Source organism: Paenibacillus sp. 453mf, assembly GCF_900116105.1.
Taxonomy (GTDB): domain Bacteria; phylum Bacillota; class Bacilli; order Paenibacillales; family Paenibacillaceae; genus Paenibacillus; species Paenibacillus provencensis.
Genome location: NZ_FPAC01000010.1, coordinates 1 through 25,119 on the forward strand (window position 1 = coordinate 1; position 25,119 = coordinate 25,119).

27 protein-coding genes, 1 rRNA gene and 1 other annotated feature are annotated in these 25,119 nt (G+C 45.6%); of the genes, 27 read left to right on the plus strand and 1 reads right to left on the minus strand.

Annotated elements, in window-relative coordinates:
* The first annotated feature begins 1 nt into the window (after position 1).
* The 9 genes from rrf (at position 2) to pssA (ending at position 10,234) form a co-directional block, all read left to right on the plus strand.
* Positions 2-118, plus strand: a 5S ribosomal RNA gene (rrf, locus tag BM415_RS22695).
* 198 nt (positions 119-316) lie between these two features.
* A complete protein-coding gene (locus tag BM415_RS22700; RefSeq protein WP_091161555.1) occupies positions 317-1,483 on the plus strand; it encodes a GNAT family N-acetyltransferase in 1,167 nt (388 codons plus the stop codon).
* 392 nt (positions 1,484-1,875) lie between these two features.
* On the plus strand, positions 1,876-2,337 hold the full coding sequence (locus tag BM415_RS22705) for a CtsR family transcriptional regulator (protein ID WP_091161556.1): 462 nt from the start codon (positions 1,876-1,878) through the stop codon (positions 2,335-2,337).
* 50 nt (positions 2,338-2,387) lie between these two features.
* On the plus strand, positions 2,388-2,909 hold the full coding sequence (locus tag BM415_RS22710; protein WP_091161558.1) for a protein-arginine kinase activator protein McsA: 522 nt from the start codon (positions 2,388-2,390) through the stop codon (positions 2,907-2,909).
* Between the two features lie 31 nt (positions 2,910-2,940).
* Complete coding sequence (locus BM415_RS22715; protein WP_091161559.1) at positions 2,941-4,002, plus strand: protein-arginine kinase McsB; 1,062 nt, start codon at positions 2,941-2,943, stop codon at positions 4,000-4,002.
* A 216-nt stretch (positions 4,003-4,218) separates the two neighbouring features.
* Complete coding sequence (gene clpC, locus BM415_RS22720) at positions 4,219-6,672, plus strand: ATP-dependent protease ATP-binding subunit ClpC (RefSeq protein WP_091161561.1); 2,454 nt, start codon at positions 4,219-4,221, stop codon at positions 6,670-6,672.
* Positions 6,673-6,983: 311 nt separating this feature from the next.
* The gene (radA, locus tag BM415_RS22725) at positions 6,984-8,351 is read left to right on the plus strand and encodes a DNA repair protein RadA (RefSeq protein WP_090727878.1); all 1,368 of its coding nucleotides are present in this window, start codon (positions 6,984-6,986) and stop codon (positions 8,349-8,351) included.
* A gap of 13 nt (positions 8,352-8,364) precedes the next feature.
* Positions 8,365-9,441, plus strand: coding sequence for a DNA integrity scanning diadenylate cyclase DisA (gene disA, locus BM415_RS22730; RefSeq protein WP_091161563.1), 1,077 nt, complete (start codon positions 8,365-8,367; stop codon positions 9,439-9,441).
* A 58-nt stretch (positions 9,442-9,499) separates the two neighbouring features.
* On the plus strand, positions 9,500-10,234 hold the full coding sequence (gene pssA, locus BM415_RS22735) for a CDP-diacylglycerol--serine O-phosphatidyltransferase (protein WP_091161565.1): 735 nt from the start codon (positions 9,500-9,502) through the stop codon (positions 10,232-10,234).
* 182 nt (positions 10,235-10,416) lie between these two features.
* On the opposite strand, the gene BM415_RS22740 is transcribed toward pssA, so the two are convergent.
* Positions 10,417-10,812, minus strand: coding sequence for a nucleoside triphosphate pyrophosphohydrolase family protein (locus tag BM415_RS22740; protein WP_091161566.1), 396 nt, complete (start codon positions 10,810-10,812; stop codon positions 10,417-10,419).
* Between the two features lie 248 nt (positions 10,813-11,060).
* Between BM415_RS22740 and BM415_RS22745 the strand changes: the two genes are divergently transcribed.
* The 18 genes from BM415_RS22745 to BM415_RS22830 all read left to right on the plus strand — a co-directional run bounded on the left by BM415_RS22745 (position 11,061) and on the right by BM415_RS22830 (position 24,672).
* Complete coding sequence (locus tag BM415_RS22745) at positions 11,061-12,149, plus strand: PIN/TRAM domain-containing protein (protein ID WP_091161568.1); 1,089 nt, start codon at positions 11,061-11,063, stop codon at positions 12,147-12,149.
* A 73-nt stretch (positions 12,150-12,222) separates the two neighbouring features.
* Positions 12,223-12,909 carry a 2-C-methyl-D-erythritol 4-phosphate cytidylyltransferase gene (ispD, locus tag BM415_RS22750; protein WP_091161570.1) on the plus strand — a complete coding sequence of 229 codons (687 nt, stop codon included), beginning with the start codon at positions 12,223-12,225 and terminating at the stop codon, positions 12,907-12,909.
* 4 nt (positions 12,910-12,913) lie between these two features.
* Positions 12,914-13,402, plus strand: a complete 489-nt coding sequence (ispF, locus tag BM415_RS22755; protein WP_047914111.1) for a 2-C-methyl-D-erythritol 2,4-cyclodiphosphate synthase — start codon at positions 12,914-12,916, stop codon at positions 13,400-13,402.
* 23 nt (positions 13,403-13,425) lie between these two features.
* Positions 13,426-14,880 (plus strand): glutamate--tRNA ligase, encoded by a 1,455-nt coding sequence (gene gltX / locus BM415_RS22760; RefSeq protein ID WP_091161571.1) that lies wholly within the window; start codon positions 13,426-13,428, stop codon positions 14,878-14,880.
* Positions 14,881-15,409: 529 nt separating this feature from the next.
* Positions 15,410-16,090 (plus strand): serine O-acetyltransferase, encoded by a 681-nt coding sequence (cysE, locus tag BM415_RS22765; protein WP_091161573.1) that lies wholly within the window; start codon positions 15,410-15,412, stop codon positions 16,088-16,090.
* Between the two features lie 47 nt (positions 16,091-16,137).
* The gene (cysS, locus tag BM415_RS22770) at positions 16,138-17,535 is read left to right on the plus strand and encodes a cysteine--tRNA ligase (RefSeq protein ID WP_091161575.1); all 1,398 of its coding nucleotides are present in this window, start codon (positions 16,138-16,140) and stop codon (positions 17,533-17,535) included.
* Positions 17,532-17,987, plus strand: coding sequence for a Mini-ribonuclease 3 (locus BM415_RS22775; protein WP_091161577.1), 456 nt, complete (start codon positions 17,532-17,534; stop codon positions 17,985-17,987). The genes cysS and BM415_RS22775 overlap by 4 nt, the downstream gene beginning before the upstream one ends.
* 37 nt (positions 17,988-18,024) lie before the next feature.
* Complete coding sequence (gene rlmB, locus BM415_RS22780) at positions 18,025-18,765, plus strand: 23S rRNA (guanosine(2251)-2'-O)-methyltransferase RlmB (RefSeq protein ID WP_091161579.1); 741 nt, start codon at positions 18,025-18,027, stop codon at positions 18,763-18,765.
* A gap of 13 nt (positions 18,766-18,778) precedes the next feature.
* A complete protein-coding gene (locus tag BM415_RS22785) occupies positions 18,779-19,303 on the plus strand; it encodes an NYN domain-containing protein (RefSeq protein WP_091161581.1) in 525 nt (174 codons plus the stop codon).
* Positions 19,304-19,474: 171 nt separating this feature from the next.
* Positions 19,475-20,119 (plus strand): RNA polymerase sporulation sigma factor SigH, encoded by a 645-nt coding sequence (gene sigH / locus BM415_RS22790; protein WP_047914105.1) that lies wholly within the window; start codon positions 19,475-19,477, stop codon positions 20,117-20,119.
* Between the two features lie 352 nt (positions 20,120-20,471).
* Positions 20,472-20,621: a 50S ribosomal protein L33 gene (rpmG, locus tag BM415_RS22795; protein ID WP_072735843.1), complete on the plus strand. Its 150-nt coding sequence runs from the start codon at positions 20,472-20,474 to the stop codon at positions 20,619-20,621.
* A 22-nt stretch (positions 20,622-20,643) separates the two neighbouring features.
* On the plus strand, positions 20,644-20,835 hold the full coding sequence (gene secE, locus BM415_RS22800; RefSeq protein ID WP_047914104.1) for a preprotein translocase subunit SecE: 192 nt from the start codon (positions 20,644-20,646) through the stop codon (positions 20,833-20,835).
* A gap of 22 nt (positions 20,836-20,857) precedes the next feature.
* On the plus strand, positions 20,858-21,391 hold the full coding sequence (nusG, locus tag BM415_RS22805; protein WP_047914103.1) for a transcription termination/antitermination protein NusG: 534 nt from the start codon (positions 20,858-20,860) through the stop codon (positions 21,389-21,391).
* Positions 21,392-21,475: 84 nt separating this feature from the next.
* Positions 21,476-21,901 carry a 50S ribosomal protein L11 gene (gene rplK, locus BM415_RS22810; protein ID WP_091161582.1) on the plus strand — a complete coding sequence of 142 codons (426 nt, stop codon included), beginning with the start codon at positions 21,476-21,478 and terminating at the stop codon, positions 21,899-21,901.
* Between the two features lie 84 nt (positions 21,902-21,985).
* Positions 21,986-22,678 (plus strand): 50S ribosomal protein L1, encoded by a 693-nt coding sequence (rplA, locus tag BM415_RS22815; RefSeq protein WP_091161584.1) that lies wholly within the window; start codon positions 21,986-21,988, stop codon positions 22,676-22,678.
* 73 nt (positions 22,679-22,751) lie between these two features.
* Positions 22,752-22,904, plus strand: a sequence feature (ribosomal protein L10 leader region).
* Positions 22,905-23,027: 123 nt separating this feature from the next.
* Complete coding sequence (gene rplJ, locus BM415_RS22820) at positions 23,028-23,534, plus strand: 50S ribosomal protein L10 (RefSeq protein WP_076315693.1); 507 nt, start codon at positions 23,028-23,030, stop codon at positions 23,532-23,534.
* 55 nt (positions 23,535-23,589) lie between these two features.
* Complete coding sequence (rplL, locus tag BM415_RS22825) at positions 23,590-23,955, plus strand: 50S ribosomal protein L7/L12 (protein ID WP_047914099.1); 366 nt, start codon at positions 23,590-23,592, stop codon at positions 23,953-23,955.
* 117 nt (positions 23,956-24,072) lie between these two features.
* Positions 24,073-24,672, plus strand: coding sequence for a class I SAM-dependent methyltransferase (locus tag BM415_RS22830; protein ID WP_091161586.1), 600 nt, complete (start codon positions 24,073-24,075; stop codon positions 24,670-24,672).
* The last annotated feature ends 447 nt before the right edge of the window (positions 24,673-25,119 follow it).

Below are 25,119 nucleotides of genomic sequence, written 5' to 3' on the forward strand. Positions count from 1 at the left end.
GTTTGGTGGCGATAGCGGAGGGGTTCCACACGTACCCATCCCGAACACGACCGTTAAGCCCTCCAGCGCCGATGGTACTTGGACCGCAGGGTCCTGGGAGAGTAGGACGCCGCCAAGCACACATAAGACACTATCGATTTTCATCGATAGTGTCTTTTTTATTTGCATGACCTCTTATATAGAGCTCTTCAGATTGACAATTAGATTTAGATCTGACACACTTTTGCTAGACTGAATCCCTATATTCACTTTCATAAATACATAGAGACTACAAATGTGCTAACTTACAAAATAATAAAAATAGTGAGGTGGGACCATGGAAATTCGGCAATTGAAAATGGAAGAGTTTGATGTAAGTACACAGTTATCTGAATATGCTTTTAGGTATAAGCTGACAGCCGATGAGAAGGAAAAGCGTAGGCAGCACTTCGTTCCTGAGCAGTACTGGGGCTTGTTTGATGATGAAGAGCTGCAAGCGAAGCTGACGCTATTGCCTTTTAAAGTATATGTAAATGGTAAAATATTTGATATGGGGGGCATTGCGGGGGTCGCCACTTGGCCGGAAAATCGTAGAAAGGGTCATGTCTCCCAATTGCTCAAGCATGCGCTGCAGGAAATGAAAAATCAAGGACAGAGCCTATCGTTCTTACACCCTTTTTTGGTGCCATTTTATCGTAAATACGGCTGGGAGGTCTTTGCGGAATACAAAAGGTACTTCATTCAAGCTCACCAGCTCCCCCCAAGAGTAGAATACGAGGGGAAGATTGTCCGTGATGTAACAGATATCGCTATACTTGATGGGTTGTATCAATCTTTTGTCAGTCGCTATAATGGTACCTTAGTCCGTGATGAAGCATGGTGGAAGCGCTCCGTGCTGAACGAGGATGGACATACGGCAGTGTACTATTCTCCTGAAGGAGAGGCGCAAGGATATGTGCTTTACGAGAATAAAGACAAAGAGCTTATATGTGATGAGTTTGTTTATCTGAATGAGAATGCACGCCGTGCGCTGCTGACTTATTTTGCAAACCACCCTAATGAGCAGTTTAAGATAAGCATGGTACCCGTAGACGACGAGCTGCCCTTCTTGCTGCCTGAACCGAGAGTGAAGCAGGAGCTTGTTCCTTATTTTATGGCACGTATTGTTGATTTGAGAGCTTTTATCGATCAGTATCCGTTTGAAGCGAAGCATAGCTTGAACCTGATCCTCCAAGTGGAGGATCCTGTCGCATCCTGGAATACGGGATTCTGGCAGCTGACCGTAAGCGAGGATGGACACGGCAATATAGAACCTCTTCCTTCTGATGATAAGTTATCTGCGGATGTATCTGGGGACATTCAGTCATTTACAGCGATGTTTATGGGCTACAAGCGGCCACGAGAACTTTATTTAATGGAACGATTAGCAGGGAACCCGCTTAGAGCAACCCAGCTTGATCATGTGATTCCTGCGGGTCGAACATTTTTTATGGACTTCTTCTAATTTAACTTTGTGGCAGCTCAGGCTTAGGTAAGATACTTGAAGTTTTAAACTCTCCTGAACAATTCAGGGGAGTTTTTTTCGTAAGGCGCATATTTTATGTCAAAATGAGAAAAATGAAAAAGGAACGCCTCTTGAGAATTCTACATAATGTGATATAATGAATACAAAGTCAAAGAAAGTCAAAGTCAACAGAGATCAAACAGATAAATGTATCAGGGGAATTCTAATGTGAGTTTTATATGCGAAAAAGATTCGCACTCCATCCGAGATGGGTAATTTCAAGGATGGGTAGTGATCTCAGTAGGGAGATTTTCCTTAGATACAGATGATCCGTGTTAATTTAATGTAATGATTTCGAGCTATTAAGGGGCTAATATATTGGGGGATGTAGAATGCGCAATATTTCTGATATTATCGAGCAATATCTGAAAAATATTTTGCAGGATAGCTCAGAAGGCATGATTGAGATCCAAAGAAACGATCTCGCTGATAAGTTCTCTTGTGTACCGTCTCAGATTAATTACGTCATCAGTACAAGGTTTACCCTTGAAAAAGGCTATCTGGTGGAAAGTAAACGTGGCGGGGGCGGATATATTCGCATTCAGCGTGTGGAGCTTCCTGCACAGTTTGCTCTAAACGGGCATTTCCATCAGCATATTGGGGATGAGATTAATCAGACGGCAGCAGAAGGGCTTATCTATCAGCTGGAAGAGGCCGGATTCCTCAACCGCAGAGAGGCTGCTTTGGTCAAGGCGGCTATATCGCGAGAAGTACTGCTTATTAAACTTCCCTATCGGGATCAGATTCGCGCTCGAATGCTAAAAGCAATGCTGATCTCGGTCTTGGGCAAATGAATAGGATTGTTCATATGATCAAGAAAGTGAAGCAAAGGAGGTAAGCGGTTATGATGTGTCAACAATGTAATGAACGCGCAGCAACGCTCCATTTTACAAAGATAGTAAACGGAGAGAAGACGGAATTCCATATTTGCGAGAACTGTGCTAAGGAAAAAGGTGACCATATCTCAGGTATCTCTAATGGTTTTTCCATTCATGGGCTCTTGTCTGGTCTTATGGACTTTGAATCAGGCAAATATAAAACGGCTGGAGCACCGTCTCCGGAGACACTTCGCTGTGAGCAATGCGGAATGACGTTTAGTCAGTTCAGTAAGCTGAACCGATTTGGCTGCAGCTCCTGCTACAATCATTTCTCCAGTCGCTTGGATCCGCTTCTGAAACGCGTGCATGGCAACACCACACATATCGGGAAAGTACCCGTACGCGCAGGGGAGAAAATCCACCTGAAACGAAGAGTGGATGAATTCAAGCGTGAAATGCAGGAGAAGATCAATCTTCAGGAATTTGAAGAGGCCGCTAAATTGCGTGACCAGATTCGTGAGCTTGAAAAAGAGATAACACAGGAGTAAAGTTTGGTAATAGAGTAAGGAGGTGTGCACCATGTCGGATATCCGGTTTACCGAAAAACCACTAAGTGATTGGATGCGGAATACCGCTGCTGACTCAGAGATTGTAATCAGTAGCCGGGTAAGAGTCGCTCGTAATGTGCAGAGCTTTCCGTTTCCAATGCTGGCAACAGAAGAACAGTCGAGAGAAGTGCGTCGCAACATTATTGATGTTCTTGGATTTAAGGAGATTCATAAGTTTGGTGAATTCCATGTACTGAATTTGAATGAACTGGATCAATTCGATAAAGAAGTTCTGGTCGAAAAACATTTGATCAGCCCCGATCTTGCGAACGAATCGAGAAACGGAGCTGTAATCCTCAGTGAAGATGAATCCATTAGCATCATGGTGAATGAAGAGGATCACTTGCGTATCCAATGTTTATTCCCAGGTTTCCAGGTGCAGGAGGCATGGAAGAGAGCATCAGCGATTGATGATGTGTTCGAAGCCCATATCAATTATTCATTTGATGACAGAAGGGGCTATCTAACAAGCTGTCCTACCAATGTAGGCACAGGTCTCCGAGCTTCCGTAATGATGCATTTACCGGCTCTGGTCATGACGAAGCAAATCAGCCGAGTGCTTACTGCCGTATCACAAGTCGGTCTCGCTGTTCGCGGAATTTATGGGGAAGGCAGCGAAGCGACAGGGAATCTGTTTCAAATATCGAATCAAATTACATTAGGACAGTCCGAAGCCGAGATTATTGAGAACTTATATAGTGTCGTTCTTCAGATCATTGGTCATGAGCGTAATGCACGCGAGAGACTGATGCGAGATTCGAAGCAGCGCATTATGGACCGGGTTATGCGCTCTTACGGGATTCTGTCCCATGCGGTGATTATGGATTCTAAGGAAGCTGCACAGCGCTTGTCGGATGTTCGATTGGGCATTGACCTTGGGTTGATTGAAGAGCCCTCTATTGTGCAAATGAATGAACTGAATGTCATGACTCAGCCCGGTTTTCTACAGAAAAAATTCGGTGAAGAAGTCTTGGATCCCAATGCGAGAGACATCTACCGCGCACAAATGATTCGAGATGTTCTTAAACATTAGCCCTGAGAAAGTATTTGGATTTACCGTTAGAGCGAATGCTTTACTTTCTTGGGGATATAACAGTAATAACCCTGTTGAGTGCTGTTCTTGTCATAGGTAATAGGCAGGATAAGTAATCAGCTTGGGATGATACCGACTATTGTCGGCCAGAGCTGTCCGTGACAGGGCAACCTGGATAGAGATAAAAGCAATTAAACTTGTGGAGGTGCAAGAACTATGATGTTTGGAAGATTTACAGAACGAGCGCAAAAAGTGCTGGCTTTAGCTCAAGAAGAAGCGGTTCGTTTAGGTCATAATAACATCGGTACCGAACATATTTTGCTCGGCCTGATTCGAGAAGGCGAGGGCATTGCTGCCAAAGCTCTGATCGGTCTGGGTCTAGGACTTGAGAAAATTCAAGATGAAGTAGAAACGCTCATTGGCCGCGGTCAAGAGCAGCCTACGAACATTGCATATACACCACGTGCCAAGAAAGTCATTGAACTTTCGATGGATGAAGCACGTAAACTGGGCCATACCTACGTTGGAACCGAACATATTTTGCTCGGGCTTATCCGTGAAGGTGAAGGGGTGGCGGCACGAGTGCTGAACAACCTGGGCATCAGCCTGAACAAAGCTCGTCAGCAAGTGCTTCAATTGCTTGGAAGCAGCGAAGCGGTGTCCAGTCATAACGGAACACAAGCTAACGTTAGCACACCAACACTGGACAGCCTTGCACGCGACCTTACTTCCATTGCGAAGGAAGGCAACCTGGATCCGGTGATCGGCCGGAGCAAAGAGATTGAGCGTGTTATTCAGGTGCTGAGCCGCCGTACAAAGAACAACCCGGTGCTAATTGGTGAGCCAGGGGTAGGTAAAACAGCGATCGCTGAAGGTCTAGCTCAGAAAATTATTGCGAACGAAATTCCTGAAACGCTGCGTGACAAACGTGTTATGACCCTTGATATGGGCTCCGTCGTTGCAGGAACGAAATACCGTGGTGAATTCGAAGACAGACTTAAGAAGATTATGGATGAGATCCGCCAAGCAGGAAATATTATTCTCTTCATTGATGAGCTGCATACGCTGATTGGAGCAGGGGGAGCAGAAGGAGCTATTGATGCATCGAACATCCTTAAGCCGGCTCTGGCCCGTGGAGAACTGCAATGTATTGGTGCGACTACCCTGGATGAGTATCGTAAATATATTGAAAAAGATGCTGCGCTTGAGCGCCGTTTCCAACCGATTAATGTCGATCAGCCTTCCGTGGATGAAGCGATTCAAATCCTGCACGGCCTGAGAGATCGTTATGAAGCGCATCACCGTGTGAAAATTACAGATGAAGCGATTGAACAGGCAGTTAAATTGTCTGATCGTTACATTACTGACCGGTTCCTCCCGGATAAAGCAATTGACCTGATTGACGAAGCGGGCTCCAAAGTAAGGCTCAACTCTTATACGGTACCGCCTAATCTTAAGCAGCTCGAGAACAGACTCGATGATATTCGCAAAGAAAAGGATTCAGCTGTTCAGAGCCAGGAATTCGAGAAGGCGGCCGCCCTGCGAGATACAGAGCAGAAGATTCGCGAAGAGCTGGACGTAACGAAGAATCAGTGGAAGGAAAAACAAGGACGTACTGACTCCGAGGTAACGCCTGAAGATATCGCACAGGTCGTAGCCAGCTGGACGGGGATTCCTGTCAATAAGCTGAAGCAGGAAGAAACTGATCGACTGTTGAACATGGAAGGTATTCTGCACGAGCGTGTTATCGGGCAGGATGAAGCCGTTAAAGCAGTCAGCCGTGCAATCCGCCGGGCACGTGCAGGTCTAAAAGACCCGAAACGTCCGATGGGCTCCTTCATCTTCCTGGGACCAACTGGGGTAGGTAAGACAGAGCTCGCTCGTGCTCTTGCCGAATCGATGTTTGGCGATGAGAATGCCGTAATCCGGATTGATATGTCCGAATACATGGAGAAGCACTCCACATCCAGACTGGTTGGAGCGCCTCCGGGATATGTTGGCTATGAAGAAGGCGGTCAGCTGACTGAAAAAGTACGCCGCAAGCCATACTCTGTTGTTCTCCTGGATGAGATTGAAAAAGCCCATCCGGAAGTATTCAACATCCTGCTTCAAGTGCTGGAAGACGGTCGTCTGACAGATTCGAAGGGCCGTGTAGTCGATTTCCGCAACACACTCATCATCTTAACGTCGAACGTGGGTGCAGATGCCATTAAGCGTAATTCTACGCTGGGCTTTACGGCCGTTGTAGACGCAGGTGCGAATTATGACAACATGAAGGGTAAGGTGATGGATGAGCTGAAGAAGAGCTTCCGTCCTGAATTCCTTAACCGGATTGATGAGATCATCGTATTCCATTCCCTTGAGGAAAAACATATCGGTGAGATTGTTACCCTGATGGCGGAGGAGCTGCGTAAACGTCTGCGTGAGTATGATGTCGACTTTGAGCTGACAGATCAAGCGAAGTCGTTCCTTGCCAAAGAAGGCTTTGATCCTGCTTATGGGGCTAGACCGCTCCGCAGAGCAATTCAGAAGCATATTGAAGACCGGCTCTCTGAAGAGCTGCTCACGGGTAATGTGATAAAGGGTGATTCCCTGCTTATTGATGTGGACGAAGGAAATTTGGTGGTCACCAAAAAAGATAGTGTATCTACACCTACAAGTTCTTCTTAAATTTGTTTGCATCTGGATAGAATGAACTTAAGATTTCATTGTTCAATGCCACACGTATAACTAAAAATGTTGGAAAGGGTTCTTGTCGCGTGAGCGATAAGGACCCTTTTTTTCAGGCAAGTGCATGATAGGCAGAAGTCATTTAAAAAGAACTGACTTGGAGAAAATACATCCTGTGTAAAGTTTGGTAATTATGCTTTACGTCAAAATGCATTCAATGTTAAACTTTTATTAAATCCTTTTTTAGTAAATTCGGCATTTGCACTTAAAGACGATTTTAATCGAATAGTGTAAAAATAAGGAGAAGTGAAGTGGCTAAAGTTAAAACGAAGTTTTATTGTACCGAATGCGGCTATGAAGCCCCTAAATGGTACGGTAAATGTCCGGGGTGTCAGTCCTGGAACTCCATGGTGGAGGAAACCGAAAGTATTGTTAAGACACAAGGGAGAGGTTCTTCCCTTTTTGATAGTAAAGAAAAGCCTCAGCCCATCATAAACATAGAGAGTGACCAGGAGCCCCGCATCCTTACAGGTATTAAGGAACTGAATCGAGTGCTCGGCGGCGGAGTCGTTCCGGGCTCTCTTGTTCTGGTCGGCGGAGATCCGGGTATCGGTAAATCTACGTTGCTCCTGCAAACCTCTCATGCTATGACTACAGCGGGACTGCGAGTGCTGTATATTTCCGGTGAGGAATCGGTAAGGCAGACGAAGCTGCGTGCAGATCGGCTGGAAGCTTTGTCTCCTGAGCTGTACGTGCTCAGCGAAACAAATATGGAACGGATTGAGGAAGCAGTCAAACAGGTGGAGCCGCATTTTTTGGTGATCGACTCCATTCAAACGGTGTATTTACCCGAAATTACGAGTGCGCCGGGCAGTGTGGCTCAGGTAAGGGAATGCACTTCAAGATTTATGCGAATTGCCAAAGGGCAGGGCATTGCGACCGTGCTTGTAGGGCATGTTACTAAGGAAGGGGCGATCGCAGGACCGCGAATGCTTGAGCATATGGTGGATTGTGTGCTCTATTTCGAAGGCGAAAGACATCATACGTATCGGCTGCTTCGTGCGGTGAAGAACCGTTTTGGCTCAACCAATGAGATGGGGATTTTTGAGATGGGTGAAATCGGGTTAACCGAGGTTGCCAATCCATCCGAGATGTTCTTGTCCGAACGACCGCTTGGGGTAGCAGGCTCCACTGTTGCTGCCAGCATGGAAGGGACCCGTCCAATGCTTGTTGAGCTTCAGGCACTGGTATCCGCAACCCAATTCCCTTCTCCAAGACGTATGGCTACCGGTGTTGATTACAATCGTATGGCACTCATCATCGCCGTGTTAGAAAAGCGTCAGGGCATGTTTTTACAGAACCAGGATGCTTATATAAACGTTGCCGGAGGGGTGAAGCTGGATGAGCCCGCTATTGATCTGGCGGTTGCCGTCAGTGTCGCATCTAGCTTCCGGGATATGCCGACCAAACCTTATGATGTTGTGTTTGGCGAGGTAGGCCTTACGGGTGAGGTTCGGGCCGTATCTCGTGCGGAGCAGAGAGCAAAAGAAGCGCAAAAGCTTGGATTCAAACGGGTGATTATGCCAGAGAAGAGCCTAAAAGGCTGGAAGCACCCGAAGGGAATAGAACTTATCGGTGTAAACACCGTCGGAGATGCACTAGCGGTTGCTTTAGATTAGGGGGCATTGAAAGATGAAAGAATCGAGCCAATTGGATAAAATGAATAATCTCTTAAGATTGGTTTCGCCCGGAACACCATTTCGAGAGGGACTGGAGAACGTGTTGCGTGCAAAAACGGGTGCGCTTATCGTTGTTGGTTACAGTCCTGAAGTAATGGAGGTTGTGGATGGCGGTTTTTCGATCAATTGTGATTTCTCTCCAAACTATCTATATGAGCTGGCCAAGATGGACGGAGCCATTATCTTAAGTGAGGATTTAAAACGAATTTTGTATGCGAATACGCAGTTGATTCCTGATTCTTCCATTTCTTCTTCTGAAACAGGAATTCGGCACAGAACCGCGGAGAGGGTTGCCAAGCAGACAGGCAAGCTCGTCGTATCGATATCACAAAGACGTAATATTATTACGCTCTACCAAGGTACACTGCGGTATGCATTGAAGGAAATTGGCGTAATCCTGACCAAAGCGAATCAGGCGATACAAACGCTTGAGAAATACAGAGCTGTGCTCAATCAATCCTTGACCAATCTCAGCGCGTCCGAATTTGAAGAGCTGGTGACCATACCTGAGGTTGTTAATGTCATTCAGCGTGTGGAAATGGTTCTTCGAATTAAGATGGAGATCAAGCGCTACATCAATGAGCTCGGGAATGAAGGGCGGCTTATCTCCATGCAGATGGAGGAGCTTGTCAGCAATACGGAAGAAGAAGCGATGCTTCTGTATAAGGACTATGCCAAGGATGACAGCGATGAGAAGATCAAAGAGATTGTGAGTGGTCTCAAACGTTCAACAGATGATGAACTGCTGGATACCCACCATATTGTCCGTTTGCTCGGCTATCCTGCATCAGCTGCGACCTCCGAAGAATCAGTTGCCCCAAGAGGGTACCGTGTTCTAAGTAAGATTCCTCGACTGCCAAATGTAATTATTCATAATTTGGTGGAGGAGTTTGAACACTTGCCGCACGTCATTATGGCAACAATTGAAGAATTGGACGAAGTCGACGGCATCGGAGAAGTACGTGCGCGTACGATCAAGGATGGACTGAAGCGACTACAGGAGCAAATGTTCATTGACAGACAAATATAAATAATTGAGAATTGATTATAATTTGTGTTTTTTATTGCCGCACATATGGGGTGACGTGATGATAACAAAATCAATTCCGAATTTATTTACCTTGGGTAATTTATCACTCGGAATGATTGCCATTTTGCTGGCCTCAGAGGATCAGTATACGACTGCTGCTTTTATGGTGGTCATAGCAATGCTCCTTGATGGTTTGGATGGCCGGATTGCAAGGGCGCTGAATGCTCAAAGCGAATTCGGTAAAGAACTGGATTCACTTTCTGATATTGTATCCTTTGGTGCCGCTCCTGCTTATCTGATGTATACCGTTTCTTTTCAGGAAGCTCCGGTAGCCATTGCTTGGATCGTAACCAGCGTATTTCCGATATGCGGTGCTCTGAGGTTAGCCCGATTTAATGTTAAACCCGGGATTCCCGGTTATTTTACAGGACTGCCTATACCGGCTGCAGGTGGAGTACTTGCATTGCTGTCCTTATTTAACAAAGATATTTCTGCACCGTTTATGATGGTTGCTACACTGCTATTATCCTTGCTCATGGTTAGTTCGCTGAAATATCCAAATTTCAAAAAAGTAGGCATCCCCAAAAAAGCGGTGTGGATCGCTCCATTGGTCGTTTTGTTTTCAATTGCACTTGCATTTTTGTTCTCTGAGCAATTATCTATGTTTGTATTTATTCCTTTAGTGTTGTATGCCGTATACGGCCTGTCCCATAGTGTACAACGATACATTCACCGCAGACGCAATCGGAATCGGAATAAGAACCAGGAAGATGAAACATCACATCGTTATTAGGGAAAAATAGGGCAGAGATGCTCATTCGAATAAAAAAGCATTTATTCTCTCGTATTGTACTGGAGAGGATAAATGCTTTTTTTATGGTGTGAATTGCATTCATTGTAGTACGAATTAGAAGTGTATAGAAGGTTGTGTATATTTAGCAGAACTGATCTAGAGTTACTTGAATTTGAATTTCGTTACGATAGGTTGAATATGCCTAGTGTGGAACACTTGTTGGCTTCATTCTCAAGGACGTCCTCGAGCTGAATATTGAGCAGATTGCAAAGCGCTGACATATAGAACAGATTGCGGCCAAGCTCTGAGCCGACAATCTCTTTGCAATGGTCACATAAATCTCCATGTACATGCGTCTCTACAGAAGATTTAGCGTCCTCCAAATTCCCGTTAGGTGTGTATGACTGCTTGGAAGCATGAAGTTCAATACATCCGCACTCCGTAATGGCCTTGGAAACTGCACGATTAACAGAAGCGTCGGCTTGTCCTAACTTTGACAAGACATCAATGAGACTACGGTGACGGAGCAACAATTCGGATACTTGGTCTTGAAAGGTTTGCAGGCTGGAAGTGCTCATTCCTTATATTCACCTCAGTGTTTTCAGTTGAATTTATTATATGCCACCCCACAAACCATTTTCAACCATGATTTACAGTTCGATACTTATCCGCAAGTCTCAGCAGCGTAAAATGCTTTATTTAGCCTACTTATGGATCGAGGGGAGATCCAAGAGATAATTTTCCTTAAATATCCTGAATTACAGGATTAGGACCAACTTAATTGGTTCATACTGGATAGGGAAATGGTCAAAGGAGGTGAAGGGACATGTGGAAAAAAGTCATCTTAACATTTACCGGGCTAATGGGAGCGTGGTCTGGTTATGCGTTATATCATTCGGTAGGACTAACAGTCCCTTGGTTAAGAGAACTGGCTGACAGGCTGGGAACGACAACAGCACTTGCGTTATGGATGCTAGCAGGGATTGCAGTCTTTACTTTACTATGCAGTACGCTGGGTTCTGTGGTGAATGTAAGGGTAGAAGAAGGAGTAACGAAGCTCGCTCGTGTTCCTATGAGTGAATTGGCAGCGGGGGCTTTGGGGCTAGGAATTGGATTATTGTTCTCTATACTTCTATATCCGTCATTGAACTGGCTTGGAAAGCCAGGAGAGCTGCTTCAAGTGGCGATGATGCTTGTCTTCAGTTACATGGGACTTCGGCTTGGTCTTGCGAAGAAAGAGGACCTAGGGACGTTCTGGACTTCAGGACGTTGGAATAACGGTGCTATAAGTGAAGACAGACGGATTGAAGAGCATAAAATACTGGATACGAGTGTCATTATTGATGGCCGGATTGCGGACATCTGCAAGACAGGCTTTATCGAAGGAACCATCGTTATCCCTGAATTCGTACTGGAGGAGCTTCAGCATATTGCGGATTCATCGGATCTGCTCAAGCGTAACCGCGGACGGCGCGGGCTCGATATCCTTAACAAGATTCAAAAGGAATTGGAGATTAAGGTACTGATCTATGAAGGCGATTTTGAAGAAATATCTGAGGTGGACAGCAAGCTGGTTAAGCTTGCCAAGGTACTTCAGGGCAAGGTTGTAACCAATGACTTTAATCTGAACAAGGTATGTGAGCTTCAAGGCGTATCTGTGCTGAACATTAATGATTTGGCTAATGCAGTCAAGCCGGTAGTTTTGCCAGGTGAGGAAATTATGGTCCAGATCATCAAGGACGGCAAGGAGCATGGTCAAGGCGTAGCCTACCTGGATGACGGCACCATGATTGTCGTCGAGGGTGGGAGAGAATACATCGGTACGATGATGGAGGTGCTTGTGACAAGCGTACTCCAAACCTCTGCAGGACGAATGATTTTTGCCAAGCCGAAACTGTTGGAAAAAGCTCAATAAAGCGGTATGATGGAGATTGAGTGTTCCGATAGCTGAATGCTTAAGCAGATGAACAAGGCAGGGGTTTAAGAGCATGGACAATTCATGGGGAGCCGTCATTGTGGCAGCAGGCAGAGGTACGCGTATGGGTTACGCGGAGAGCAAGCAGTTTCTGCTGCTGCAGGACAAGCCCATCTTTATACATACGCTTGAGGTGTTCAGCCGTGTGTCGCGAATTAAAGAGATGATCGTGGTAACAGGAGCTGCAGATGTTGCGCGCTGTGAAGAGTGGATCAAAAGGTTTGGCCTTGGGATTCAGGTTCGGGTTACTGCAGGAGGGTCTGAAAGGCAGGATTCCGTCTATGCAGGCTTGAAGGAGCTTACTTCCGATTATGTGCTTGTGCATGATGGAGTGCGGCCTTTCGTGACACCCGAGCTTATCGAGAACTGTATGGATGCTGCAATGGAGCATGGGGCTGCGCTGCTTGCAGTGCCTGTCAAGGATACGATCAAGCAAGTAAATGAAGAAGGCATTATTATGTCCACGCCGGATCGGCGAAGTCTGTGGAGTATCCAAACACCACAGGCTTTTCGTCTGTCTGCACTGCTTGAGGCTCATGAGCGGGCTAAGCAAGAGAAGTTTCTTGGAACAGATGACGCGATGCTGCTTGAACGGCTTGGGAAGCAGGTAAAGGTCGTAGAGGGCCGTTATACGAATATCAAAATTACGACGCCGGACGACCTGGATTATGCTGTATTTATGCAAAAAAGGGGAGAGTAGACTTATGATCCGTGTAGGACAAGGATTTGACGTTCATCAGCTAGTGGAGGGCAGACCATGCATTATTGGGGGAGTGACCATTCCCTATGAAAAAGGACTGCTGGGACATTCCGATGCGGACGTGCTTTTGCATGCGATAAGTGATGCCATTCTTGGTGCTCTGGGTCTTGGTGATATCGGCAAGCACTTTCCGGATACGGATCCGGTATTTAAAGACGCGGATAGTCTTAAGCTGCTGGAGCGAGTATGGGAGCTTGCTGTAGAGCGTGGATATCAGCTGGGTAATGTGGATTCGACGATCATTGCTCAAAAGCCGAAGATGGCGCCGTATATTCCGCAAATGGCAGAGATCATTGCCAAGGCGCTGGGTGCAGAGCTCTCTCAAGTTAATGTAAAAGCGACGACTACAGAGCAGCTTGGCTTTGCAGGACGGGGCGAGGGCATTGCTGCGCAATCGGTTGTATGCCTGATCCAACCTGTGCTATCATCTTGAAATAATGAATCGGAGGGGATATTATGAGCGCGGAAGTTCGCGTGCGTTATGCGCCGAGTCCGACAGGACATTTGCATATCGGAAATGCAAGAACGGCATTATTCAATTATTTATATGCGAGAAATCAAGGCGGGAAATTTATTATCCGCATAGAAGATACAGATACGAAGCGGAACATTGAAGGCGGAGAAGAGAGTCAGCTGACGTATTTGAAATGGCTCGGCATGGAATGGGATGAGAGTATTGATGTTGGGGGAGAATACGGCCCTTATCGTCAAACGGAGCGTCTCGATATCTACAAAAAATACTGGCAGGACTTGATTGACCGCGGACTCGCTTATTTCTGTTATTGTACGGAGGAAGAGCTTGAACAGGAACGCGAGGAGCAGATGTCCCGCGGGGAGACGCCGCGTTACTCCGGCAAGCATCGTAATCTGACTGAAGATGAACGCAAGGCTTATGAAGCCGAGGGCCGTGTGCCAAGTGTACGTTTCCGTGTTCCGGAAGAGAAAATTTACACCTTTAATGACATGGTTAAAGGGACGATTTCCTTTAATTCCAAAGAAACCGGAGACTTTGTTATTGTCAAAAAAGACGGCATACCTACTTACAATTTTGCTGTTGCCCTTGACGATCATTTGATGAAAATCACACATGTTCTGCGTGGGGAAGACCATATCTCCAATACACCTCGCCAGCTGATGATCTATGAAGCTTTTGACTGGGAACCGCCGGTATTCGGTCATATGACCCTCATTGTTAATGAGAATCATAAGAAGCTCAGCAAGCGCGACGAGTCGATTATTCAATTTATTGAGCAATATGACAAGCTAGGCTATTTGCCGGAAGCACTGTTTAACTATATCTCACTGCTCGGCTGGTCTCCGGAAGGGGAAGAGGAAATTTTCAGCAAGGATGAGCTGATCAAGATTTTTGATCCGTCACGGCTGTCCAAGTCTCCTGCGGTATTTGACACGAATAAGCTGGCTCATCTCAATAACTCTTATATCAAGAATGCGGAACCGAAGCGAATCGCGGATCTTGCTATTCCGCACTTGCAGCAAGCGGGACTGCTTCCAGGTGAGCTTGATGCAGACAAGCAGGCCTGGGCAGAAGAGCTGGTGGCGCTGTATCAGGAGCAGATGGTTGCTGCATCCGATATTGTGGAGCTGGCGTCCTTGTTCTTCAAGGATGAAGTGGAATTTGAAGATGAAGCTGAATCGGTTCTGAAGGAAGAGCAGGTTCCAGCAGTCCTGAGGGCATTTGCTGATAAAGTAGAGACATCCGCTGACTTTACTGCCTCCCACATGCAGGCTTTGATCAAAGAAGTGCAGAAAGAAACAGGCTTCAAGGGCAAACAGCTGTTCATGCCGATTCGTGTGGCACTGACAGGCCAAACCCATGGTCGGGATTTGAATGCAACGATTTATTTGTTAGGCCGGGATAAGGTATTAGGCCGATTGAGAGCCCAATTTTAAATTTGTATTGAAGCTAGTAAGGATAATCCTTGTCAGCCGAAGTTCTTTTCGCTAAGATATATAAAAAGCAGTACATCACGATAAGCAGGCTCTGTTTGTCCTAATGTGATTAAGAGTAACCTTATGGGGAAGACTGACTATATTGAACAGCTGTGAACAGGAGAAGTACACAGTCATGAACGTGGACCAGAGAAGATAACCGGGTAAGACTTTTAACAAGTCTTCAAGGCTGGAAGTTATCTCACGCTCTGCTGATCGAAAATGCGCCTGGGAGCTGCGCCTCCGAACCTGGACCTTTCCTTTGCTGGAAAGCTACTTCGGGTAGGTAGCGACGTTTCGTCCTCGTTAACGGACGTCCGAGATAGGATTGGTGTGTTATGCGAATCCTAAGCAGAGTGGAACCGCGATTTGATAGACGCCTCTGCAGCCCAATGTGGCTGCTGAGGCGTTTTTTTCATTCTATGCTCTAACAAGCAGGATCAAAGTTACGAAAGACGAACGGGTAAATGATGCGAAGAGGGGAACAGTTATGTTTAAGAAAATAAAATCAGATATTCAGGCAGTCTTTGATAACGACCCGGCTGCTAGAAGTCGGTTTGAAGTGATATTTACTTACTCAGGATTGCATGCCATCTGGGCCCATCGCTTGGCGCATCATTTTTACCGATGGGGATGGTACACAGTGGCTAGAATCATTTCTCAATTTAGCCGGTTTATGACGGGAATTGAGATTCACCCAGGGGCTACAATCGGGAATCGGCTCTTCATCGATCATGGTATGGGGATCGTCATTGGGGAAACATGCGAAATTGGTGATGATGTGGTGATTTATCAAGGTGTGACCTTAGGCGGAACGGGTAAAGAGAAGGGAAAGAGACATCCTACCATTGGTAATCATGTGGTGATATCCTCGGGTTCCAAAGTGTTGGGATCGTTCAAAGTAGGGGATTACAGCAATATTGGAGCAAATTCCGTGGTATTAAGAGAAGTTCCGCCCAATAGTACGGTCGTTGGAATACCGGGGCGCGTCGTTAAGCAGGATGGCCGGAGAGTGGATCGACTGAGCCAGCAGCTGCCAGATCCAGTGGTTGATTCCATGCGTGAGCTGCAGCAAGAGCTGGTTACGCTGCGGGAGGAGCTGGATCAGCTTAGATCAGCAGTTAACGAAGGGAGCCGTAAAGAGGCGGTCATACGTGGTAACAAATCGTAAACGTGGTACAATATAATGATTGAAATGTATTGAAAGGAACGTGAATCATGGCACTTCATATTTATAATACGCTCACAAGGAGCAAGGATGTATTTACTCCTCAGGAGCCGGGAAAAGTGAAAATGTACGTGTGCGGACCGACAGTATACGACTATATCCATATCGGAAATGCACGACCGATGATATTTTTCGACGTGGTTCGTAGCTACCTAGAGACTGTGGGTAATGATGTGAACTATGTCGTTAACTTTACGGATGTAGACGATAAATTGATAAAAAAAGCTGAACAGACAGGACTCACTGTGCCGCAGGTTGCAGATCGGTTCATTAAAGCATATTACGAAGACCTAGATGGACTGGGCATTCCGAGAGCAACCCATAATCCGAGAGTTACCGAGAATATGGATCTGATTATTGATTTTATTGATCAGCTGTTCAAGGAAGGGATTGCATATGAGAATGGCGGGGATGTGTATTATCGTACGCATAAATTCCCGGAGTATGGCAAGCTCTCTAAGCAAAATCTCGATGAGCTTCAGTTCGGTATACGAATCGGTGTAGATGAACGCAAAGAAAATCCGCAGGATTTTGTTCTATGGAAAGCAGCAAAGCCAGGTGAAATTTATTGGGAAAGCCCTTGGGGTCCGGGACGCCCAGGCTGGCATATCGAGTGCTCGGCCATGGCGCGCAAGCTGCTCGGTGACACCCTGGATATTCATGGAGGTGGTCAAGACCTGCAGTTCCCGCATCATGAATGTGAAGTGGCCCAATCTGAAGCATTGACAGGCAAGCCGCTGGCTAATTATTGGATGCATAACGGCTTCATTCGGATCGACAATGAGAAAATGTCGAAGTCTTTAGGGAACGGGATTTTGGTAAAAGATTTACGTAATCTCTATCGCCGTGAAGCCATTCGATATTTCATGCTTTCGACACATTATCGAAACCCACTCAATTTCAGTGAAGATATTATGCAACAGGCCGAGAATAGTGTGGATCGGATTGCCATTGCGGTTAACAATGTGAAGCATCGTCTTGGAACGGTAACCTTGGACCAGCCTGTATCCGAGGAGCTGAAATCCAGACTTTCCGAAATTTTGTCCAGCTTTCATGAAAAAATGCAGGATGATTTTAATACACCAGATGCTATTACTGCCGTGTTTGAATGGGTAAATGAGGTCAATAGCCTGCTTCAGGCCGAAGTGGCTAACCGTGCAGAGCTTGAGGCAGTATTGGCCGCGTTCGATGAGATGAACGGAGTGCTCCGTATATACACATCGGATGAAGATGATCTGCACGAGGATGTAGAGAAATTGATCGCAGAGCGTAACGAGGCTCGTAAATCGAAGAATTGGGCACGAGCAGACGAAATTCGTGATGAATTGACTGCTATGGGTATTGTTATCGAAGATACGGCTCAAGGCATAAGATGGCGGCGCAAATGAGTGAAACGGATATTAATCTCAGCGAACAGGGAGAGCAGGATTGGTTATTTCCTTACTCTCCTTCACGCAAGCCGGAACTGATTCCGCCCATTGCGCTGGCCTATATCGGGGATGCGGTATACGAGGTAGCAGTAAGGCAATATTTGTTGTCGAAACCCAATCTGCGTCCACATCACCTTCACCAGAAAGCGACCAGTTTCGTATCAGCCAAAGGACAGAGTCGAATATTGTCTCTAATTGAGTCGAAGCTGGATGACAAGGAAATGGACGTGGTTAGACAAGGGCGGAATGCCAAGTCAAGCGTGCCGAAAAATGCGGATGTACAGCAATATCGTCATGCGACAGCATTTGAATGTCTTGTCGGATATCTGTACCTAAGCAAGAGGGAAGCGCGGCTGCGTGAGCTGATAGATTTGGGGATTACACAGATGCAGCAGGAGAATAACAACTAACTGAAATGAAGGCGTCAGCCAGGAGGATAAAGGAATTATGGAAGAAGAATGGATTGCCGGCAAGCACTCGGTTATCGAGGCGCTCCGTTCCGGAAGAACGTTAAACAAAGTGTGGATTGCCGATCAAGCCCAGAAGCACTTGACGATGCCGATTATTGCAGAAGCCAAAAAAGCAGGAGTCATCATCCAGCAAGTCGATAAGCGTAAGTTGGACCAGATGGTGCCAGGTATCCAACATCAAGGGGTTGTGGCACAGGCGGCACCCTACGAATATGCTGAGGTTGAGGATATCCTTGCTTCCGCACAAGAGAAGGGAGAAGCTCCGTTCCTTGTGCTGCTTGATGAGATCGAAGATCCTCATAATCTAGGTTCGATTTTGCGAACAGCGGATTGCACAGGTGCGCATGGTGTCATTGTTCCAAAGAGACGATCGGCGCAAGTGACAGCTACAGTATCCAAAACCTCAGCTGGAGCAGCTGAATATGTGCCTGTAGCAAGAGTAAGCAATCTGGCACAGACGATTGAGGAGCTGAAGGAAGCTGGAGTGTGGGTTGTAGGCACCGATATAAGAGCGACGGAGTCTGTCTTCGGAAATGGAGTGTTTACCGGGCCTGTTGCTGTAGTGATTGGAAACGAAGGCAAGGGCATGGGCCGCCTGGTTCGTGAAAAATGCGACATCCTTCTTAAGCTGCCGATGGCAGGACAGATCAATTCATTGAACGCCTCTGTAGCTGCCGGTGTAGTCATGTACGAAGTGCTCCGATCCCGAGAGGCCTAGGGGCTGGCGGGACATGAAGGATCTCCGTGATGTGCTTCTCGTGGACGGCTACAACATGATCGGAGCGTGGAAGGAGCTCTTTGCGCTAGCTCAGACCGACCTGGATGGAGCTCGGGACAAGCTTCTGGCTAAGCTTGCTGAATATCAGGGCTTCTCGGGTCGACGAGTCATTGTCGTATTTGATGCATACCGAGTTCCCGGCCTGGGCAAATCTTTTACAGAGAGCAAAGTCCAGGTCTATTTTACAAAAGAAAAAGAAACGGCAGACGAGTGCATCGAGCGTCTAGTTGGCGAGCTCAGCTCCCGCAGACGTCAGATCTATGTGGCAACAAGCGATATGGTGGAACAGCATGTCATCTTTGGGCAAGGTGCACTCCGCTTGTCTGCGCGCGAACTTCTGATCGAGCTGGAACAGAATGAGAAGGAAGTCGGTAAACGCATCAAAGAAGATTTTCAAAAAAAATCGACAAAAAATACGATAGATTCAAAGCTCACACCGGAAATGCGTAAATTGTTCGAGCAGTGGAGAAGAGATTGACAAATGCTCTTCGAGTGTAAATAATTGGTATTATGTATCTCTTGACATTTATATCATTCTTTTCAATTTTAGGCGGTGTGTGGTTGACGATGGAAGGTTCGATCATTTATACTGATGCTATTATTTTGATAGGTGACGGGGTTCCTTGCGTTGCAGCCGGAGGGATTGTTAGTGAGTGTTGACCTCAAAGATATCATGTTGTCCGAGTTTGATTACCTAAGCGATGAGGATATTGTCCAAGCGGTTCATAACAACGATAGTGAGGCGCTGGAATACTTGATTAACAAGTATCGTAATTTTGTACGCGCCAAAGCAAGATCTTACTTTTTAATCGGTGCCGATAGGGAAGATATCATTCAAGAAGGAATGATCGGGCTTTACAAGGCGATACGTGATTTCAGAGGGGACAAGCTTGCTTCTTTCAAGGCATTTGCAGAGTTATGTATAACTAGACAGATTATCACAGCCATCAAGACTGCAACTCGTCAGAAGCATATTCCGCTGAATTCTTATGTTTCTTTGGACAAGCCGATTTATGATGAAGAGTCAGACCGTACGCTGCTGGATGTCATTTGTGGATCCCAGGTGAGTGATCCTGAAGAACTTATCATTAATCAGGAAGAGTTTGTCGGCTTGGAAGACAAGATGTCCGAGATTCTAAGTGATCTGGAACGCAAAGTATTGATGCTTTATTTAGACGGCAGATCCTATCAAGAAATAGCGGTTGATCTTGATCGTCACGTAAAGTCCATCGACAATGCACTGCAGAGAGTGAAGCGCAAGCTTGAGAAATATCTTGAAGTACGAGATAATTAGAATATTGCAACTTGAAGAAAGACTCGAATAAGAGTCTTTTTTTGCTTGCATGCAAAGACAGGACGTTTAAAAACAAAGGAATGTTTAATACTGTATAATATTGGCGTTTCTATCATTCACGTTCGTCCAATTTATCGTTCGCATAGGAGAGAGACGCTTTCTGAGAACAAATCGAGACCTGAAAGTTCGCCGACTACAGGTTATTTTAGCCAGTGAATAAGGCTTATTCTTGCATTGACATGAATATACCCTTGTGATAAAGTGTTTTAGGTAGGCCTAAATTCGCGCTTTTTTTTAGGATCAATTTAGAGACTTCTGATAATGCTTCGGATGTCTTCGGGAGGTGCACATCATGCGGGTAATTATTACTTTGGCTTGTACGAATTGCAAACAAAGAAATTACACAACGACAAAAAACAAGCGTAATCACCCTGACCGCATGGAGATGAAGAAATTTTGCAAGTTTTGTAACGAGCAGACTTCTCATCGCGAAACCAGATAGTTAATTTGGAGGTGTAGTCGGCGTGAAACGTAGTTTCAAGTCTCTGTTTTCCTTTTTCTCAGAAAGCTGGGCAGAGCTTAAAAAAGTTCGCTGGCCTAATCGTAAAGAGTTAACTAACTACACCCTGATTGTTCTGGGGACGGTTATAGTTATCACGCTTTATTTTTGGGTTCTTGACATCGGAATTTCCTATGTGATCGATGCGATAATTTAAGAAGGGTCCCAGGTGGCTTGATATGGAAAAAAGATGGTATGTCGTTCATACCTATTCAGGGTATGAGAACAAAGTCAAAGCCAATTTGGAAAAGCGCGTAGAGTCCATGGGCATGGAGGACAAGATATTCCGTGTTCTTGTTCCAATGGAAGAAGAAGTGGTGAATAAGGACGGAAAGAAAAAGACTGTCATGCGTAAGATTTACCCGGGATATGTCCTGGTCGAAATGATTCAAACGGATGATTCCTGGTATGTTGTTCGCAACACGCCTGGAGTGACTGGGTTTGTAGGATCGACAGGGTCAGGTTCAAAGCCAACACCATTGCTGCCAGATGAAGTTGAACAGATTCTGAAGCATATGGGAGTGGTGGAACCGAAACCGAAGATTGAATTCGACATTAAGGAATCTGTACGAATTAAGGTTGGTCCTTTTGCGAATTTTGTGGGCTCCGTGGAAGAAATATTGGCTGAGAAAAGCAAACTGAAAGTTCACGTCAACATGTTTGGACGGGAAACCCCGCTTGAGCTGGATTATACTCAAGTGGAGAAATTATAAAAGCTCTATCGAAGCTGACATTGGTTTCTTGTGGGAGGGCTTATGAAGCTCGTCGACCACTATTGATGCAAGGAGGTGTCTTACATGGCCAAAAAGGTAATCAAAATGGTAAAACTGCAGATCCCTGCAGGAAAAGCGAATCCTGCGCCTCCGGTAGGTCCGGCATTGGGTCAAGCGGGTGTCAACATCATGGCATTCTGTAAAGAATTCAACGCTCGTACAGCCGATCAAGCAGGTTTGATCATTCCAGTTGAAATTACGGTGTTTGAAGATCGTTCCTTTACTTTCATCACCAAAACTCCACCGGCTGCAGTTCTGCTTAAAGTAGCTGCTAAACTTGAAAAAGGATCCGGTGAGCCGAACAAGAACAAAGTCGCAACTATTAAACGCGATGCTGTTCGTCAAATCGCTGAGCAAAAAATGCCTGACCTGAACGCTGCGAACGTTGAGTCCGCAATGCGCATGGTAGAAGGTACTGCTCGCAGCATGGGTATCACCATCGAAGACTAATTGAAGTGTTCGTAACGCGGGCTACAATTTGTGTCCGCCATGTGGGAGGTATATCCGCTAAAACCACAAAGGAGGAATAGAAACATGGCTAAACATGGTAAGAAATATGTTGAAGCTGCTAAGCTGATTGACAGCGAAGCTAGCTACGAGCCTTTGGAAGCTGTTGAGCTTGTCAAAAAGGCGGCGACTGCTAAATTCGACGAAACAGTTGAAGCTGCAGTTCGTTTGGGTGTAGACCCACGTAAACAAGACCAAGCTGTGCGTGGTGTTGTTGTCTTGCCTCACGGTACAGGTAAAACACAACGCGTATTGGTATTTGCAAAAGGTGACAAAGCGAAAGAGGCGGAAGCAGCTGGAGCAGACTTTGTTGGAGATCAAGATATGATCAACAAAATCCAACAAGGTTGGTTCGAGTTCGATGTCTGCGTAGCTACACCTGATATGATGAGCGAAGTAGGTAAATTGGGCCGTCTGCTCGGCGGTAAAGGCCTGATGCCTAACCCTAAAGCCGGAACGGTTACTTTCGATGTTTCCAAGGCTGTTCAAGAAATTAAAGCCGGTAAAATCGAGTATCGTCTGGATCGTGCAGGTCAAATTCACGCGCCAATCGGTAAAGCATCTTTCACTGCTGAGCAGTTGAATGATAACCTTAAAGCACTGATCGATGCACTTAACCGTGCAAAACCAGCTGCAGCAAAAGGTGTTTACCTGAAAAACATCAGCCTGTCCTCAACGATGGGACCTGGTGCTCGTGTGAGTACAGCTTCTTACAGATAATAAATACCAGTTGACTTTGGTCTACTGAATCTGTTATTCTGTAAAAGTTGTTAAGTCTTAAGTGACTGACCCTTAAATTCGAATATGCTTACCGTAGACAGTAGGTGCTTTTTATAAGCTTAATTTCCTACCGAGGTGTGATGATAGAACGTATCAATTGAGTTTCTATGCTCAATGTGACTTTATCAAGCCTTCGTGATTCTACGGAGGCTTTTCTTATTGGATAAATGAAGCTGATATATTGGATCAAGCCTCACCTATCTTACGGGAAACTTCCGCTTCTGGCGGTTAACGAAGATGCGAGGTGCCATACGGTACTGAGCAAGGAATCTATCAGGAGGTGTACAATTTGGCAAACGCAAAAGTGATTCAAGCTAAACAAGAAGCGGTTGATGTGGTAACTGCGAAATTGCGTGAGAGCGCAACTACAGTAGTAGCTGACTACCGTGGTCTGAACGTTGCCCAAGTAACTGAGCTGCGTAAACAGCTTCGTGAAGCGGGTATCGAATTCCAAGTCCTGAAGAACACATTGCTTCGCCGTGCTACTGCAGCTGCAGAGCTGACTGAACTTGATGAAGTTCTGACAGGTCCTACTGCGATTGCATTCAGCGGTGAAGATGCTGTTGCTCCAGCTAAAATTTTGAACGACTTCGCTAAGAAGAACGATGCACTGAAATTGAAAGGTGCGGTAGTTGAAGGACGTGTTGTTGGTGTTGAAGAAGTTAAAGCACTGGCAGAACTTCCATCCCGCGAAGGACTTCTTTCCATGCTCCTCAGCGTGCTTCAAGCACCTGTACGCAACTTCGCCCTTGCGGTTAAAGCAGTTGGCGAACAAAAAGAAGAGCAAGGCGCTTAATTTTTTGAATTACCAAGCTATATAAAATACTAATTTAAATAATGGAGGTTCTACCATGAGTAAAGAGCAAATCTTGGAAGCAATTAAAGGTATGACTGTTTTGGAACTGAACGATCTTGTTAAAGCAATCGAAGAAGAATTCGGCGTAACTGCTGCAGCTCCTGTAGCTGTTATGGGCGGCGCTGCTGGCGGTGCTGAAGCTGCTGAGCAAACTGAGTTCGACGTAATCTTGACATCTGCTGGTGCTTCCAAGATCAACGTAATCAAAGCGGTTCGCGAAATCACAGGTCTTGGCTTGAAAGAAGCTAAAGAACTCGTTGACAACGCTCCAAAACCACTGAAAGAAAAAGTAAGCAAAGAAGAAGCAGAAACAGTTAAAGCTAAACTTGAAGAAGTTGGCGCTTCTATCGAAGTAAAATAATCTATTTCACTTAACTAGTGAACTGGAAATAAAACATACAAACCCCTTGATAGAGTCAAGGGGTTTGTTGTTATGAATGGCAGTAACTTTTATGTGAAGGTGATTTGGAGGTGTCCCATGTCTGATCATTATTATTCTAATAAGCCTGAAGCCGCTCACGATAGACAAACTCTTGAAACCGTGCTGAGAGGGAACAAGCTTAAACTAACCAGTGATGCAGGAGTGTTTTCAAAGAACGGTGTGGACTATGGCAGCAGGGTTCTTATTGGAGCGATGGATCTTCAGGGAGCCAAGTCGGTTTTGGATGTAGGATGTGGCTATGGTCCGATTGGGATTGTAGCAGCTAAGCTGTTGCCGGATGCAGTTGTTACGATGATTGATATCAACGAACGCGCCGTAGAACTAGCGAGGCATAATGCAATTCAAAACCAGGTAAGTGCAAATACCGTCATTAAACAGAGTGACCGGCTGGAAGCAGTGAGAGAAGATAAGTTCGATGTCATTCTTACAAATCCTCCAATTCGGGCTGGCAAGGATGTTGTGCACGCTATTTTTGAAGAGGCCTATGAGCAGCTTCATAAGGGTGGATCGCTGTGGATCGTTATACAGAAGAAACAAGGGGCACCGTCTGCGAAGGCTAAGCTGGAATCGATGTTTAGTGTGGTTGAAGAAGTGACAAAGGATAAAGGGTACCGGATATTCAGGGCAGAGAAATAATGCGAATATGTTGCGAGGTTAAGGGCTTGTCGTTAGACTGCACAATAATCGAGTTAGTATATAACAACTAAAAAATATCGCAATAGGACTATTGACTTGGTATCGCCAATGTGGTATTCTTAATAAATGTCAGCATTAAGATGCCCTACTTAGCTTTAGTTTGTTAAAATGTCAATCTTTTTTTTCGCATGGATCGCATATTAATATGCTGATCCGCGTATAATATGTACATTTTGGGCAGACTATGAGGTAAGTGGGTTTTTCTGGGATGAAGGAGAAATTCACTAATAAGTTGCTCTTTTTTCGAAAAAACATTCGAGTAAGGGCTTTTCTTTATTTGTGGATGCTCTCTCTCTGCTTGATTCATCTTATATGAGTTCCATTATAAGGTTACAAACAGAGGTTCGCAACGTAATTTTTAAAAGTGAGTAGACATTGAGGGGTGAG